Raw genomic sequence first — 15,723 nt, forward strand, 5'->3', positions numbered from 1 at the left:
TTGACATATCACCGATTAGCTTTTGAGTATTTTTTCTTTATGGAAACGTTTTTACTAAACTAATTATAACAAATAAGGGTACAATTTCAAATCATGATTTTTGGTGATTAAATCCTATTAGAGGTGATTATCGAGAATTATTTCCGATTACGAGCAAAAATTACAGTTTTTCAACATTTTTCTCAAAAATTTAAATAGGATAGATGACGGTATCTTCATTTTGAAAGCTTTCCGCCAGGTTTAGATCGATTTTAAGAGAACGAACATATTTATCTTTCAAGAATTTTTTACCAACTTCTTTGAATAAAACGTAGGTTAATAAGTCTTCTTCATTTTGAGCTAATATTCCTATTTCCTTTTTTGCTTTTTCTAATTCAGGTTCCAAATCATCTGCTGGTCTATGGTCGATGTGTTTCTCATTGCCCAAAGCTAATTTATATAATTCTTGGTCTACTGGGGCAGGAGGTTTTCCATATAAACCTTTCAAATAATTTTTTACTTCGTTGGTTATCATCGAATATCTTTTACCTGTTAATACGTTTAAAACTGCTTGGACTCCAACGATTTGACTAGTAGGAGTTACCAAAGGAGGATATCCCAAATCCTTTCGAACCCTTGGCACTTCTTGTAGAACTTTGTTTAATTTATCTTCAGCCTTTTGGGATTTTAATTGAGAAACTAAATTAGAAAGCATACCTCCAGGGATTTGAGCATTTAATATTCTGGCATCTATTGATTGCATCTTGACATCGTACTCCTTGTATTTTGATCTTACCTTCCAAAAATGTTCAACCAATTTCATTATTGTTTTTGTATTTAAATCCAGGTCGTATGTGTAGACAAAAGGCTCGAGCGCAGGTTCTGAGGTGCCATTAGCAAATGGGCTCAAGGCTAAATCTATAATGTCTGCCCCAGCTTCTACACCGGCAAAGTAAGCCATAGAGGCAAGACCTGTGGTTGCGTGAGAGTGAATGTTGACAAAGATGTTGAATTTCTCCTTGATTTCTTTTACCAAATCATAAGCATCCTTTGGCTTTAACAACCCTGCCATATCTTTTATAACGATTGAATCGACGCCTCTTTCCACCAATTCTTTTGTATAATTTAAATAATACTGTAGATTATGAACAGGACTAACGGTATAAGATATAGCGCCTTGAACGTGAATATTTCTTTTTTTTGCAACCTCTATGGATTTTTCCAAGTTACGAATATCGTTTAGAGCATCAAAAACCCTTATGATGTCCATATTGTAATCGGCTACTTTGTTTACAAATAATTCTACCACGTCGTCCGCATAATTTCTGTATCCAACTAAATTTTGCCCTCTTAGAAGCATTTGGATTTTGGTATTTTTTAATTTCTCTCTAATGGTTTGTAGCCTTTTCCATGGATCTTCGTTGAGGTATCTTATACATGAATCGTAAGTAGCCCCACCCCATACTTCCATAGAATAAAATCCAACCTGATCGAAGTCTATCAATTGATCTTCAAAATCTTCCATTTTCAATCTCGTTGCGATTAAAGATTGTTGACCATCTCTTAAGGTTGTATCGACTATATATGGTTTTTTATTCATCTTTTTCAACTCCTTTTGTAAAAATTTCTTTTGAAAATCTTTAAAATTGGAAGCCCTATAATATACGTTGCAATAGCTTCTCCAACTCCTACCCAAAGTACGGAAAAGAAATATGGTACTCCATACAATGGGGCGATATAAGCGGATACTCCAAAGGCGTTAATTAATATGGGAGGAAGAGGAGCTAAATACTCGTTTGGCATTTTCCAAGTTATAATTCCCGCTATCAAGGTCAATAGACTTCCAAACCAGATATCCCAAGCGCCCAAACCTCCTATTATATTAGCCAACAGAGCACCTACGTAGATACCTGGAATGAATGCAGGATCGAGAAAAGTCAGAACCACAAAAGCTTCAGCGATTCGAACCTGTATAGGGCCGAAACTGATAGGTTGAAAGATTATACAAAGAACTACATATAATGCCGCGATTAAAGAGGCTCTAACGATTCTTATTGAACTCATATTCCCTCCAAAATGAAAAATCTGGTAAAGCATTTCAACTTTACCAGATTATCTTTAACTTAAAGTTTTTATTGATTTAAAAGTTGGTCTATGTTTTCGAGTATTTGCTGCCTTTGATTTACACTCTCTTCATCAAGGCTTTCTGTGTTTAATGAATTTAATATACCTTTTATTGTTTCCAAATCTTGCCTTACCGATTCAATGTCTCCAGTTGAATTATAATAATCTAAAATGTAGGAATAAAGTGTTGCATAATAGTCAAAAGCTACATTTGGATCATCAGGTTTTGTTTGGTATAGTTTTCCTATAACCTCTATAGCATCTGGATTCATTTCTCTTAAGGTTACAAGAGAATTTTCCAGGGCTTCATTCATTTGTTCTATATCGTTTGTTAATTCATCGTATTTGTTCTGAATTTCTGGCCCTGTGAATAGCCCATAAGTCCCTTGTAAATAGGCCAATTCCCTTAAGGCACTTTCTTTTTGAGAGGCTTCATTACGTAGATCTGTTGACTCGGCGGTGTCCATAAATTGAGTATAATGTTCAATTTGACTATTTATTTCATCGTTGCTGTATTCTAGAAACTCGGGGTACGATTGAGCTATATTCAAATAACTTTCAAGATCATTTTTTTGAGATATTTTCATAGGTAGTAAATTTTCAACGATGAAAATATAAGAGACATACCACTCCTCAGGTAACCCATTACCACTCAATATATCATCACGATACTTTTTTTCAACGTTTGCTAAGTCATCGAAAGATTGAGCTTTATAAATATCATATGCTATAGCCAAGGGTTCGTATGAAATTACAAAATCATAATTAGACATATATGGATCGTACCAATTAGTAATCTGGTAATCCACGAAGCTGGTAGTTAATTGATTTCTTATATCGTTGTCCAGTAATAATTCGTCCGGGGTTTCATATATCTTTTTGTCTTCGACTCGCACTATCTGGTACCCTAAGGGGGAACTTATTGGACCGATTATTTCTCCGGGAGTTGAAGAGAGTGAAGCTTCAAATATATTTTTAGAAATATCTCCACGTTTGACCCATCCTACCAAGCCGCCAACTGATGCAGTTTCGGTGTCCACAGAGTTTTCTGAAGCTGCTTCAGTGAAAGAGATATTATTTTGCAATATCTCAGATTTAATGTTATTGGCTGTAATTTCATCTGAAGTTACAACTCTGCTGATTTTAACTGTATCATATTGGTCTTTTAAATCTTCAAAATTATTAGAAACATAGGTTGATAACTCTTCTTCAGAAAAATTGGAGAAATATTTTCTTAATTCGCTGATTACCTCATTTCCATACACAAGACTGTTAACGAATCCACGAATATATTCTTCCTTTTCAAAAAACATTAAGAAAATTTGTTTTGTGCTTTCACTCCCCAGGTATTGATTGTACATCTGATCTGTTTCTTGGGTAATCTTCGTTGCATCCAACGTTATTCCATTATCGTTTAAAAACTTTTCCATGGCTTTGTATTCCATTAAAACGTCTGTTATGCTTATTAGATCTATTGGTTTGTTAAAATACTGGTCGTATTGGGGATTTTGACTCAACATATTCAACACTGTATTATGATACTCCCCCATCAATTGATCTAATTCCAAAAAATAAGATTCGTATATTTGCTGCCCGTCCTGAGAAGTTAAATATGCTACCGTTTCTGAGAATATTGATACGGATAGAACCATTAGAACACCGAGTACTACTAAAAGTTTTTTCATTTTGGACCTCCTCTGATTTGATAATTTTAATGTCACCCTGTAACCCCTTTACAACTAAATTTTTTGGGAGTTAATTGTTTGCAGAGTTTTCTTTTAAGTCTTGCTTAGTCTTTGTTTGCGCCCCTTCGTCCCACAGCCCGCCCATAAGGAAAGGAAGTTTTTTTCTTTTCCTCCGCAGCGCACCTATAAGGAGCAGTTCTTAACCGTTGAGAAAATAGTAATACTTTCATTATATCTTTTAATAATTAAAAGAACCTTAAAAACTGTGGCAGAAAATTTGACTGATTCCTTTTAAATGTGGTATAATCGAGTGAAAATTATATAACTTTCTAGTTAAAAGTAGATTAACCTATCTACAGGAGGGAGGACATATATTGATTCCTTTAAAAGAGAAATTGATAATGAGAACTCTATACCACAACTTCAATACTCAACTTCCTCAGTTAGAAACTGAAATTAGCTACAAAAGGGGAAACAAGTATCTATTTTTTGTTTTCTACACCTTACAAGCTACTAGGGACAAGTTAGCATCTTACGATCTCGTAAAAAATGGAAATGAGTTTATTTTTACACTCGATTTTGGAAAAGACAAACATTACCTAAAATTAGAGACTAAGGAAAATTATAAATCTTATTATTTCGTATCTATAAACAACGATTTGAATATCGATGAATTTGTCCAAATAGAGCTTATTTGACAGATCAATGAATGATTCTTTCCATTTCTATCTGCTTTATGAATATAGAATAATTATTGTCAATCAATGCTTTGTGCAATGGATCATCTTCTGGAACCGAGACTAAGACAATTCTATTTTTAATTTTTAAAAGTTTGGATGTAATATCTTCAATTATTGCCTCGAAGGCGTAACCCTCTTCAATCGGGGAGGCATCAACTATATAACAATTATCTTTGTTGAATCCCCATACTACGTAGCCGCATTTCTTATTGTTATCGTATATGATTTCATAGTTGTATCTATTTTCGCTAAGTTTTATGGTTATAGGTTCTCTTTGCCAATTTGGTTTTCTTTTAAATCTAAATTTTGCCTCGGTAGCCATTTCATAGATTACATCTGAAGTAGTTTGTTCGTATTTGAAATGAGTATTCGTTGGTTTATCTTTTTCTTTTAAGAAAGAAGCAAGCTCTCTTGTTGCTCTAAAACCATGTTTATTATAAAATCTTATAGACCTTTCATCACTTTGGGCAACTTCTAAAATTATTTTCTTTATCTCTTTCCATTTTAATGTTTCAATTGTACGAAAGATGATTTCAGAAGCCAATCCTTTTCCTCTAAATTCTTCTTTTACTCCAATTGAGTCAATTCTTCCAACATCTTTTCTTATTGATATAATACTGAATCCCACAGGTATACCATCATAAAAAGCTATAAAAGAATCTTCCATGGAGATAGAGTTTTCTTTCACATCTTTATCAAAACTTTCTAAATTCCAATTCACTGGGAAAACATAGTCTTTAAACACTTCATTCACAAGCTCGATAACAACACTTGCCGAAACATTTTTCAATGATTCGTAAGTAATCATCGTACCCCCCACCTTTCTCTTCACAGATCAAACCATATGATCCCAATTTTCTGAAACCTCAGAATTAAAATCTTTACTATCTATAATTTTAACATAAAAACTGAAAAATATGAAAAAACCACCCTTTAGGGTGGCTTATTCGATAATTTCTTTCATAATATTGGCAAGTTCCACGAAATCTTCTGTTAATGAAGCACCTCCAACCAAACCGCCGTCTATATCTGGTTTACCAAAGAGGCCTAAATAATTGTTTGGTTTTATGCTTCCACCATAAAGTATTGTGGTTTTTTTAGCAAATTCTTCATTGAAGATATCTTTCAAAAGGTCTCTAATAAACTTATGAACTTCTTGGGCTTGGTTGGGTGTGGCTACTTTTCCTGTTCCAATTGCCCATACGGGTTCGTAGGCGATTATGATTGTTTTTGCTTCTTCTTCAGTTAAACCATAAAGAGCTTCTTTAATCTGTCTTTCTACAACGTTGAATGTTAAACCCTTTTCACGTTCTTCTAACTGTTCACCAACACACAGTATGGGTGTTAACCCTGAAGATATTACCTTTTTAAGTTTTTTGTTTATGAGTTCATCGCTTTCTTGAAAGATGTGCCTTCTTTCAGAATGACCAAGAATTACATATTCTACTCCTATATCCCTTAACATATTAACGGAGATCTCGCCTGTGTAAGCACCTTTATCTTCGTAATAAGCATTTTGGGCACCTACTTTTATGTTTGAACTACTTGTGATATCTCTAACCTTTTCAAGAGCTGTGAAAGGGGGACAAACAATAACTTCAAACTTATCTTCGGTTTTTATCTGTCCTACAAGTTTTGAGACAAATTCAGCTGCCTCTGTATTAGTTTTGTTCATCTTCCAATTTCCGGCGAGAATAAATTTTCTTTCATTCAGCTTTTTTTTTTCGTTTATTGAAGAGATACCTGGCAATTCTTTACCTTCTAAAAATTCTAAAGAGGCACCTCCACCAGTTGAAACGTGTGAAAATTCGCTAGCCAATCCAAATTTTTCAGCGGCAGCTGCAGAATCTCCTCCACCTATAATACTTATACAACCTTTTTTGGTTACTTCTGCGATTGCCTTTGCTACTTCTTCGGTACCAAAAGCAAAATCATCCATTTCAAAAACTCCCATAGGACCGTTCCAAACAATTGTTTTAGCATCGGAAATTTTCTCTTTAAATAAAGAAACGCTTTCAGGTCCTATATCTAAGCCCATCCAACCTTCGGGAATTCCATCATCTATTTTTACAGTTTTCTTCTCAACACCTGCTTCTATTTTTTGGGCGATAACGGTATCAACAGGTAAAACAATCTCAACGCCTTTTGCTTTCGCATTTTCTAATATGTCTTTTGCAACATTGAGTTTATCTTCTTCCACCAACGAAGAACCAACGTTTTTACCTAAGGCTTTTAAGAAAGTAAACATCATAGCACCGCCGATTAATATCTTATCAGCTTTATTTAATAAATTATTTATAACCCCTATTTTGTCGGATACTTTAGCACCACCCAGAATTACTACATATGGTTTTTCTGGGTTTTCAACGGCCTTTTGCAAAAATTCGATCTCTTTTTCCATCAAAAATCCTGCGACACTTGGTATATAGTTTGCTATACCAACATTGGAAGCGTGTGCTCTGTGAGCCGTTCCAAATGCATCATTAACATGAAGATCCGCTAAAGACGCCCAATATTTTGCCAGTTCAGGATCGTTTTTTGTTTCACCTTTTTCAAATCTTGTATTTTCAATTAGTAACACTTCACCATCTTTTAATTCTGAGACGGCTTTTTCAACTTTTGGTCCCCTGGTTTCATCTACAAAATAAACTTTATTATTTAATAACTCATCTAATCTATCGGCTACTGGTTTTAAAGAAAATTGAGGATTTTTTTCACCTTTGGGACGTCCTAAATGAGATAGTAATATTACTTTTGCTCCTTTGTCCAGAGTATATTGAATTGTGTCCAAAGCGGCTTTAATTCGAGTTTCATCGGTTATCTTTCCATCTTTTATAGGAACGTTGAAATCAACTCTCATTATGACTTTTTTGCCTTTCAAATCAACGTCTTTTATAGTTAATTTTTCCATATTGACACCCCCTATATTCACATTTATTTTAAAGAAAAAGGGGATTAAATCCCCTCTTTTTGATTGGAAACTACAGCATCTTAGCTAATTTTTCAGCCAATTTCACAACGGTTGTTGAGTATCCATTTTCGTTGTCGTACCATGCACAGACTTTAACAAAAGTGCCATCGATTACATTTGTTAATGTAGCATCGAATATTCCTGCAACAGTTGAACCAACAATATCAGAAGAAACAATTGGTTCTTCATTGTATCCAAAGAGACCATTCAATTCATTTTCAACGGCGTCTTTCATCATTTTGTTTACTTCTTCAACGGTTGTTGATTTTTCTACTTCTACAGTTAAATCGCTAATAGATCCATCCGGGGTTGGAACTCTCAAAGCCATTCCATCTAATTTACCTTTTAGTTCTGGAATTACTAATCCAACGGCTTTCGCAGCCCCAGTTGTTGTTGGGATGATATTAACAGATGCTGCCCTTGCTCTTCTTAAATCACTATGAGGTAAATCTAGAACTCTTTGATCGTTTGTGAATGAATGAACGGTTGTTAACAGACCTCTTTTAATTTTTAATTTGTCGTTTAGCACCTTTATAACCGGTGCAATTGAGTTGGTTGTACAAGATGCATTTGAAATAACTTCCATCTGCGGAGTGATGACATTGTCATTTACTCCCATAACTACTGTTGCATCTACTTCACCTTTTGCTGGAGCAGTTATTATAACTTTTTTAGCACCTGCTTTTAGATGTGCTGAAGCCTTTTCTTTGTTTCTAAATACACCTGTAGATTCAATAACTATTGAAACACCTAGATTAGCCCATGGAAGGTTAGCGGGATCTTTTTCTGCGAAAACTTTGATCTCTTTCCCATTAACCTTTAAACCATTATCAACTACCTCTACCGTTCCATTGAATTTTCCGTGAACGGAGTCATACTTTAAAAGTGTCCCTAAGGTTTTTGAATCTGTGAGATCGTTTATTGCCACTACCTCAAAGTTTGGGTTTTCAACTAACTGCCTAAAAACTAGTCTACCTATTCTTCCAAAACCGTTTATCCCTATTTTAACTGCCACTTATACGACACCTCCTGATAAATTTTTTATCCTGTCTTCTTTAGAAATTCTAAAATTTGTTTTCGCGCCCCTTTGCCCCGCTGCCCGCCCTAATTTTATTTCTGAAGTATTTAGTATATTTGTTATTTTTTTCTCTTACTTTTATTGTACATATAAAATTATACTTTTTTGAAAAGAAAAAGTTAATTTTTTCAAGCCCCAAAGTTAGGAAGGGTTCCTAAAAACTTTTGTGAAATCTCGTTGGTCTTTTCTTCTTTAAGTTTATTAGCTTTTTCTATAGCTTCGTTTGAAGCGGCTATGATAAGATCTTTTAGAGTGTCTATATCTTCATCTTCAACTTCTTCAGATATAACTATATCTTTTATTCTCATATCGCATGTGGCCACAACTTTTACTACACCACCGCCTGCGGTGGCTTCTACTTCAACGTTGGATAACTCTTCATCCAGTCTATCTAATTCTTCCTGCATTTCAGCTTGGGCCCTTTGGGCTTCTTGAAGCATTTTGTTCATATTGTTTTTGCTACCAGATTTTTTTGAAAGGGATCTTCCACCTAAACTTTTCATTTTTTTGGCCATAAATATTCCTCCTAACGGTTAGCTGATAATTGCAACACTGTTCTTTCCATAATATTCTAACACATTATTTATAAAATCGGGATTGTGTTTTTTTGATAAGATAAAAAGAATTCTTCGTTGTACATTTGGTACTTCAACCCAACCGTCTGTGAATATGATGATGCCTTCTGGTCTTAAATTTTCCTCGACGTAATCGACTGCGGGTTGCATGTCAGTTGAACCTTTACCTTTCAAAACTAGTTCTTTCCAGCTTCCTTTGTGATAGGTCATGATATTTTGGATATGACTGTCTGCTTGAATTAGAGTGACTTTTCCACCGAGAGTTTTTGAAATATTTTCTATTTCACCGAAAAATGTGTTGTATTCTTCTTCTATAATGGAACCACTAGTATCGATTATTATTGCAATGTTTGGTCCCATTTTTGATCTCCAACCAGGTTGATCCTCATATCTTCTATTTGGTCTCATTAGGGTCCTGTATTTTTCAACGACTATAGAACTGCCAAAAAATCTTCTTAACATCGTTTCCCAGTTAAAGAAAGGTTTTGTTACCATAAGAGAAACCGCTAATTCAATGCCATCGGGAAGATTGTTTTTGCTTTTGTCGTAGGCTTTTGTAACGAATTCACTTACGATATCAAAAGCCATTTCTTCTGGAATATCTGATGAAAAGTCGTGTGAGTCGAGATTGTTCTCTCTTTTTTCGAGTATTTCTTCTATATCGAGCATCTTGTTTTTTTCTAATAAATCCATTGCGTATCTGTAGTATTCTTCTGCCGTTTTATTTAAAAGGTTCATAGGAGCGGTAACAAAAAAGAATTCGTTGTCTGGGGCATGTCCTTCGGCTACCATTACATCTAAAGGTTCTGCAAATACATCTAATTCTCTGATATATTGGTTTACCGCTGCATCCATTGCTAAATCCCAAATACCTCTTTCCCTTTTATTTTTGGGTTTTATGAATATGTGTCCAAATATTATATGGTAAATCTCATGTTTTAATATTCCTTTGGTTAAAATTAAACCCATATTTTTTAAACGGTTTGGATTGTACAACAATCTAAATTTCCCTTGAGGTGTTATTGAAACCTTTATAGTTCTTACAGAAGTGGTTGGCATGGAATCAAAATTCATCCTCAAGTAAGAAAAAAATAAGCTTTCTTTCTCCAGTTCAATCCAAGCGTTTTGAAGTATATCATTCATTTCAAATTCCTTCCATCCAAGTGGAATCTCCTAGTTTAATTGCAATTTCTTCCAAAAGTTTATCATAAAAAGCCTTTTTTAATCCTTTATTTTTTTCTACCATTTCGTTTAAAAATCTTAATACAGAGAACATAGCATCCTTAGGTACGAACTCACTTATCTTTTTTATATTTTCTGCGATAGTTTTTTCAGTTCCATAAGATAATAATTGTTCTATCTCTTCCTCTTTTAATGATTCAAAATAATTATTTATTCTTAAAATAAGACTTACCTTTTCTTCGTTGGTCAATTTCTTAATTCTTTCAAGATTTTTGCCTTCTATTAGTAAATCTTTTGGGTTAGGTAATTCAACTTTATTTTCCAAATGAGACAAAAATGCTCTTGCTGCTTCCGATCCAACTATTGAGGCAGCAATGACGTACCCATATTTTTTCATATCATTTTCAGATAAATTAGACAAAACGTTGGATAATTTATACCAGCTTCTTGGACTGGGCCTTAAATTGAGTCTCATTGATACTATATTATCAGAAGAGAGGTATTCAGGGTATTCTTTGATAAAAGAAATGACCTCACCTTTTACTTGCTCTTGATTAGACCAGTTTACCCAATCGTCAAGATCAGGGGACAATTCTAAATGAAAGAATCTAGACATGAAAGCAGGATCGGTTATCAAATCTACTTGGTCGTACTCTTCATCTGGAGGATTGGCGGCTCCCATGATCCATGCCCCAGCAGGTAATATATGATTATGTATTCTTCTATCTATCAATAATTGCATGATAGCATTTCTTATTGATCTGTGTGCCCTGTTTATTTCATCGATCATTATTATTACTTCATCTTTATTCGGCCACCAGTCAGGTTTTAAAAATACTGTTTTTTCTGCGTCTCTAGAAGGAAGCCCAATTAGATCTCCAGGTTCCATTTGAGATATGATCAATATGATCAATTCTCTTCCCGTCTCTTCTGCTATCTCCTTAGCTATATCCGTTTTACCTACACCAAAATGACCCCATAAGAGAGGTATTTCTCCAGAAGCCATTATTTTTTTTGATAGGTATTTTACCGTTGATGGTTTCAATTGATGTATTCTCCTTTCGTTGATGCTTTATTCTTTTTAGAAATTCTAAAGTTTGTTATATATAGCGCCCCTTCACCACGCTCCCCACCCCTTTTTAGAATCAAGGTTTTTCTTTTTGAGGTATTGCGTATGATGAATCAGTTTTTATAATTAAGGGATAAACTTGATTATTTGAATCTTTTACTTGCCCCGTACCTAAAATTTCCCCTGCAGGTAATATTTCAAAAGAATAGATTAATTCTTGATCGTTAGTACCGTAAATTTTCTGTTCAATTAATACCCCGTTGGGATTTATAATTCTTAAAAACAGATCATAATCCGGCCAATTATCAATACAAACTCCCAACAAGTAAATTTGTTCGTTATAAACTTTTACTTTTTCAACCCGAGAAAGTGATTTTATCGATAGTGTTTCAAAGTATTCAACTTCGAGGTTATCTTTTTGCTCAAGTTCTTTCGATATCTTCATTATAAAGCCTTTCCACTCTTGTTCATTGAGGGTAGTAATGTATCCCCCTATATATATGTTCCCTTCGTTATCTTGAGCTATACTATTTGGATTTTCGTGGAAGGTAGTATACCCATACTCATCTGAAAAAAGCAATATACCTTCTCTACTATATTCTAATATTAATAAGTCGTTTTGTTTTTCTGGATTAGAATTAGACGTACCTGCTGTTATGATTCTATTATTATCAATTACTAAATCAACTATTTGTTCTACTTTATCTCTTCCATACATGTTTTCCCAAATTTTCTTTCCCGTAAGGTTTATTTCAGAGATGTACGCTTGACTGTTACCATTTGTTATTACCCATCCCCCAACAACGTAACTCCCTGAGGTGTTTTTTATTGTATTTAAGGTTCCCTGATAATTTATAACAAGAGACCAGTTCATTTCTCCCACCTTTGAGATATTTAGAATATAAGGTTTCCCATTTTTTTGCCCAACTAGAGTGAAAGTATTGTTGAAAAAGACAAAATCATTTATTCTTACTTGACCGCTTTCTACGAATATTTCTTTTCTTATACTGCCTTCTTCGTCTATGAAATATAAATAGTACTGGTTCCCTTCAATAGCCAATGAAACATATTCATTGTTGCTTGTTTGAATTATTTTTGTTAGATATGTCCCATTTTCATCGATCTTTTTGAAAAAAGATTGACTGTTGGTTGATCTGACTTCTTGCGTATCTGAAAGATACTGTATTAGAGGCTCCTTTTGACTATCATAAGTGCTACTTAAAAAATCTACAGTATCGTTGGTTTTCGAATTAGAAAGGTATATCCCAGAAACGAAAAAAAAGATAGAAAGAGTAATTATTGCAAAAAACAATATTTTCCTTAACATAGACTTTCACCGCTTTCTTCTAAGGGGATCATTTTTTGTATTTAATATTGTAAGAATTGGGATTTTGCCAGTTAAAAGATACTTCTAATTTTACGTTTAACTTTTTCTCCAGTTCTTCAGTCAAAGATGGAGTTAAATATCCCGAAAGATTATGAAATGCATTTATTTCTATTACTTTTATTTTTTCTTTTTTAATTTCTTTTGCCGAGGATAATAATTCTTTTATCAATCTTCCATGCACCAGAGAAGGGGCTATGATTTTACCCGTTCCATGACACAATGGACATTGTGAATACACATTGGTATCCAAAGGTTGTGTGGTTCTTTTTCTAATAATTTCTAAAAGTCCCATGTTTGTGAATCCTAGAATGGTAACTTTTGATTTATCTTTTTTAGTTTCTTCTTTAAGAATATTGATAATCGTTTTTTTATGCGAAGAGTCTTTCATATCTATAAAATCTACGACGATCATTCCTCCAATATTTCTTAATTTCAATTGCCTGGCTATTTCTTTGGCTGCTTCCATGTTTGTAATAAAAGAAGTTTCCTCAATATTTTTCCCTTCCAAATTCCCAGCAGAATCTACATCTATGGCGGTTAAAGCTTCAGCTCTATCTAAAGTAATGGTGCCACCACCTGATAGTTCTATTTTCTTTGTAAAGATCTCTTCCATTTGATGGTATATATTATGGATCCGAAAAACATCTCCTCTAACATACTCAACTTTGGGTTTTAGTTCAAAGTTTTTCAAACTTTTTTTTAGTTTTCTGAAAATTTGTCGATCGTCTGAAATTATTTTTTTTGTGTTAGAATCCAATCGCTCTCTTAATATGTACTCAAGAAAATCGCTTTCTTCATATAAAACTCCAGGATTTTTTTGAGATCGAAATCTTTGTAAAATATTATTGTATATTTTTCTCATTTCTTTTAATTCTATTTCTACTTCTTTTTCATCGATTCCTTCAGAATTGGTTCTAAATATAATAGATTCGTTATCTATTAGAATCTTTTTTGCAATTTGTCTCAATCTTGTTCTTTCTTTTTCTTGGAGAATTTTTCGGGATATGCCAATACTTTCATCAGAATTTGGAATGTATACTAAATATTTACCAGGCAAACTTAATTGCATAGAAAGTTGAGGACCTTTTCTTGTTCCTCCATCTTTTCTTACTTGAACTAGAATTTTGTCTCCTGCGTTATAATGTTTAGGATCATCAAGAACGTCTCTATATCGAAGAAAACCATTCTTTCCTAATCCAATGTTTACAAAAAAAGCCTCCAAACTCGGGACTTTATTTTCAATTATACCTAAGAAGATTTTTCCTGTGTTTCTATCAGTCTCAAAATCCTCGAAAAAAATTTCACTTAATTTGTCTTCTTCCAGTATGGCTATTCTGATTTCTTCTAGAGCCTTACTTACTAACATTGTCTTTTCTTCGTCCATTGCTTTATTTCCTTCCTCCAACTTTGTTCTAAATTATCTTTTTGTTAAATTTATTCATCGCTTCGTTTATTTTGCCTTCTAAAATCAAGTCTATCGCGGTAATAACATAATCAAGTATTTTGTCCAATATGGTCCATTCTTCTTTGGTAAAAGGGCTTAAAACATAGTTCGCTAAATTTCCGGATCCATGTTCGTATCCGTTGTTGATACCTATTCGTATCCTGGGAAAATCGGTACTTTTTAAAATACCTATTATTGATTTTAATCCATTATGTCCCCCATCGGAGCCGCTTTTTCTTATACGTATGTCCCCCAAGTTCAACCATATATCGTCGTAAATTATTAATAAACTTCTCTCTATTTTACCAAATTTTCTAAAAACATATGGTAACACTTCTCCACTTGCATTCATATAAGTTAACGGCTTAATGAAAATATCGTTTTCTATGGCAAATCCTTCAAAGTTCTTACCGGATATTTTTTTAATGTTTGATATATTTTTTTTGTTTTCTTCATATTTATCTAAAGCTAAAAAACCCACGTTATGCTTTGTAAAAACATAACGCGGGCCAGGATTTCCTAAACCTATTACCAAATTTCTCACTTTTTATTCTTCCTTCATGTCTTGGGGAGTTTTTTCTTCAATTACTTCAGGTTCGCTTATTTCTTCTTCTTCAGTTTCCTCAGTTTCTTCGGCGACTTCTTCTGCTGCTTTCGGTTCTATTACACTAATGACGATTTCTTCATCTTCTAGAAGCGCTTCAGCACTTTCTGGAAGAAGATTTTTAATATCTGAAACGAATAAAGACTCACCCATTTTTAGCTCAGAGATATCCACCTTTATTGAATCAACGATATCTGAGGGGAGAATAGCTACAGGTATTTCATGAACGTAGGTATTTAAATAACCTCCTTGCGTAACTCCAACAGGCTCTCCTTCAAATTCTAGAGGTATTCTTAAATGCATTTTTCTTCCTTCTTCTGGAACATAAAAATCTACATGAATTGGTTGGTCTGATACTTTATGCCTTTGAACAGATTTTACGAAACATCTGACTTTTTCTTCGCCATTAACTCCCTTTACGTTAAGTTCAATCAAAGTAGTTTCGGACACTTTTTCTAACATACTTTCCAGTTCTTTATATGGAATATTTAAATGTTTGTTCTCCTTTAAAGCTGGACCGTATACTTCTGCTGGAATTAATTTTTCATTTCTAAATTTCCTGGCCTTGATCTTTGAATCTCTTCTATTAACATCCATTTTGAAAACTGTTGCCATACAATAACCTCCTAAACATTTATCTTTATTATTACTTCTAAAAACTCTAAAAAATTATATATAGCGCCCCTTCACCAAACGTTAAGGGGTAAACCCCTTAAGATCCCCAAGTTCAATATTAAAATTATTTAAAAACATTTTTTGCACAAACCAGCAAACGGGCTTCGCCCTGTGACCCTTTTAAAACCTAAATCCTACTTTTGAGAGATGATTTTTTATAGTTTTTTATGTAAGCTACACTTAGATTTATTTAGCGCCCCTTCGCCCCGC

14 protein-coding genes are annotated in these 15,723 nt (G+C 33.7%); 1 reads left to right on the forward strand and 13 read right to left on the reverse strand.

Translation table 11 applies throughout. The features are described from left to right. Positions 1-190 precede the first annotated feature (190 nt). The 3 genes from X928_RS08570 to X928_RS08580 all read right to left on the reverse strand — a co-directional run bounded on the left by X928_RS08570 (position 191) and on the right by X928_RS08580 (position 3,788). On the reverse strand, positions 191-1,579 hold the full coding sequence (locus X928_RS08570) for a pyruvate carboxylase subunit B (protein ID WP_103079357.1): 1,389 nt from the start codon (positions 1,577-1,579) through the stop codon (positions 191-193). Between the two features lie 5 nt (positions 1,580-1,584). Next, a complete protein-coding gene (locus tag X928_RS08575; protein ID WP_103079358.1) occupies positions 1,585-2,043 on the reverse strand; it encodes a QueT transporter family protein in 459 nt (152 codons plus the stop codon). A gap of 68 nt (positions 2,044-2,111) precedes the next feature. After that, positions 2,112-3,788, reverse strand: coding sequence for a peptidylprolyl isomerase (locus X928_RS08580; protein WP_103079359.1), 1,677 nt, complete (start codon positions 3,786-3,788; stop codon positions 2,112-2,114). 374 nt (positions 3,789-4,162) lie between these two features. Between X928_RS08580 and X928_RS08585 the strand changes: the two genes are divergently transcribed. After that, positions 4,163-4,486, forward strand: coding sequence for a hypothetical protein (locus X928_RS08585; RefSeq protein ID WP_103079360.1), 324 nt, complete (start codon positions 4,163-4,165; stop codon positions 4,484-4,486). 4 nt (positions 4,487-4,490) lie between these two features. On the opposite strand, the gene X928_RS08590 is transcribed toward X928_RS08585, so the two are convergent. The 10 genes from X928_RS08590 to X928_RS08635 form a co-directional block, all read right to left on the reverse strand. Then, positions 4,491-5,336: a GNAT family N-acetyltransferase gene (locus tag X928_RS08590; protein ID WP_103079361.1), complete on the reverse strand. Its 846-nt coding sequence runs from the start codon at positions 5,334-5,336 to the stop codon at positions 4,491-4,493. A gap of 135 nt (positions 5,337-5,471) precedes the next feature. Continuing rightward, positions 5,472-7,439 carry a triose-phosphate isomerase gene (gene tpiA, locus X928_RS08595; protein ID WP_103076754.1) on the reverse strand — a complete coding sequence of 656 codons (1,968 nt, stop codon included), beginning with the start codon at positions 7,437-7,439 and terminating at the stop codon, positions 5,472-5,474. Positions 7,440-7,509: 70 nt separating this feature from the next. After that, entirely contained in the window at positions 7,510-8,514 is a 1,005-nt protein-coding gene (gap, locus tag X928_RS08600; RefSeq protein ID WP_103079362.1) for a type I glyceraldehyde-3-phosphate dehydrogenase, read from the reverse strand. A 191-nt stretch (positions 8,515-8,705) separates the two neighbouring features. Continuing rightward, entirely contained in the window at positions 8,706-9,092 is a 387-nt protein-coding gene (locus tag X928_RS08605) for a YbaB/EbfC family nucleoid-associated protein (protein ID WP_103076756.1), read from the reverse strand. Between the two features lie 18 nt (positions 9,093-9,110). Beyond that, positions 9,111-10,295 carry a vWA domain-containing protein gene (locus tag X928_RS08610; RefSeq protein WP_103079363.1) on the reverse strand — a complete coding sequence of 395 codons (1,185 nt, stop codon included), beginning with the start codon at positions 10,293-10,295 and terminating at the stop codon, positions 9,111-9,113. A 1-nt stretch (position 10,296) separates the two neighbouring features. Then, entirely contained in the window at positions 10,297-11,379 is a 1,083-nt protein-coding gene (locus tag X928_RS08615) for an AAA family ATPase (protein WP_103079364.1), read from the reverse strand. Between the two features lie 100 nt (positions 11,380-11,479). Beyond that, the gene (locus tag X928_RS08620; protein ID WP_103079365.1) at positions 11,480-12,730 is read right to left on the reverse strand and encodes an SBBP repeat-containing protein; all 1,251 of its coding nucleotides are present in this window, start codon (positions 12,728-12,730) and stop codon (positions 11,480-11,482) included. Between the two features lie 28 nt (positions 12,731-12,758). Beyond that, positions 12,759-14,174: an Rne/Rng family ribonuclease gene (locus X928_RS08625; protein WP_103079366.1), complete on the reverse strand. Its 1,416-nt coding sequence runs from the start codon at positions 14,172-14,174 to the stop codon at positions 12,759-12,761. 28 nt (positions 14,175-14,202) lie between these two features. Further along, complete coding sequence (gene pth / locus X928_RS08630; protein ID WP_103079367.1) at positions 14,203-14,778, reverse strand: aminoacyl-tRNA hydrolase; 576 nt, start codon at positions 14,776-14,778, stop codon at positions 14,203-14,205. 3 nt (positions 14,779-14,781) lie between these two features. Further along, the gene (locus X928_RS08635; RefSeq protein WP_103079368.1) at positions 14,782-15,453 is read right to left on the reverse strand and encodes a 50S ribosomal protein L25; all 672 of its coding nucleotides are present in this window, start codon (positions 15,451-15,453) and stop codon (positions 14,782-14,784) included. Positions 15,454-15,723: the final 270 nt, after the last annotated feature.

The organism is Petrotoga miotherma DSM 10691, from assembly GCF_002895605.1.
GTDB classification, from domain to species: domain Bacteria; phylum Thermotogota; class Thermotogae; order Petrotogales; family Petrotogaceae; genus Petrotoga; species Petrotoga miotherma.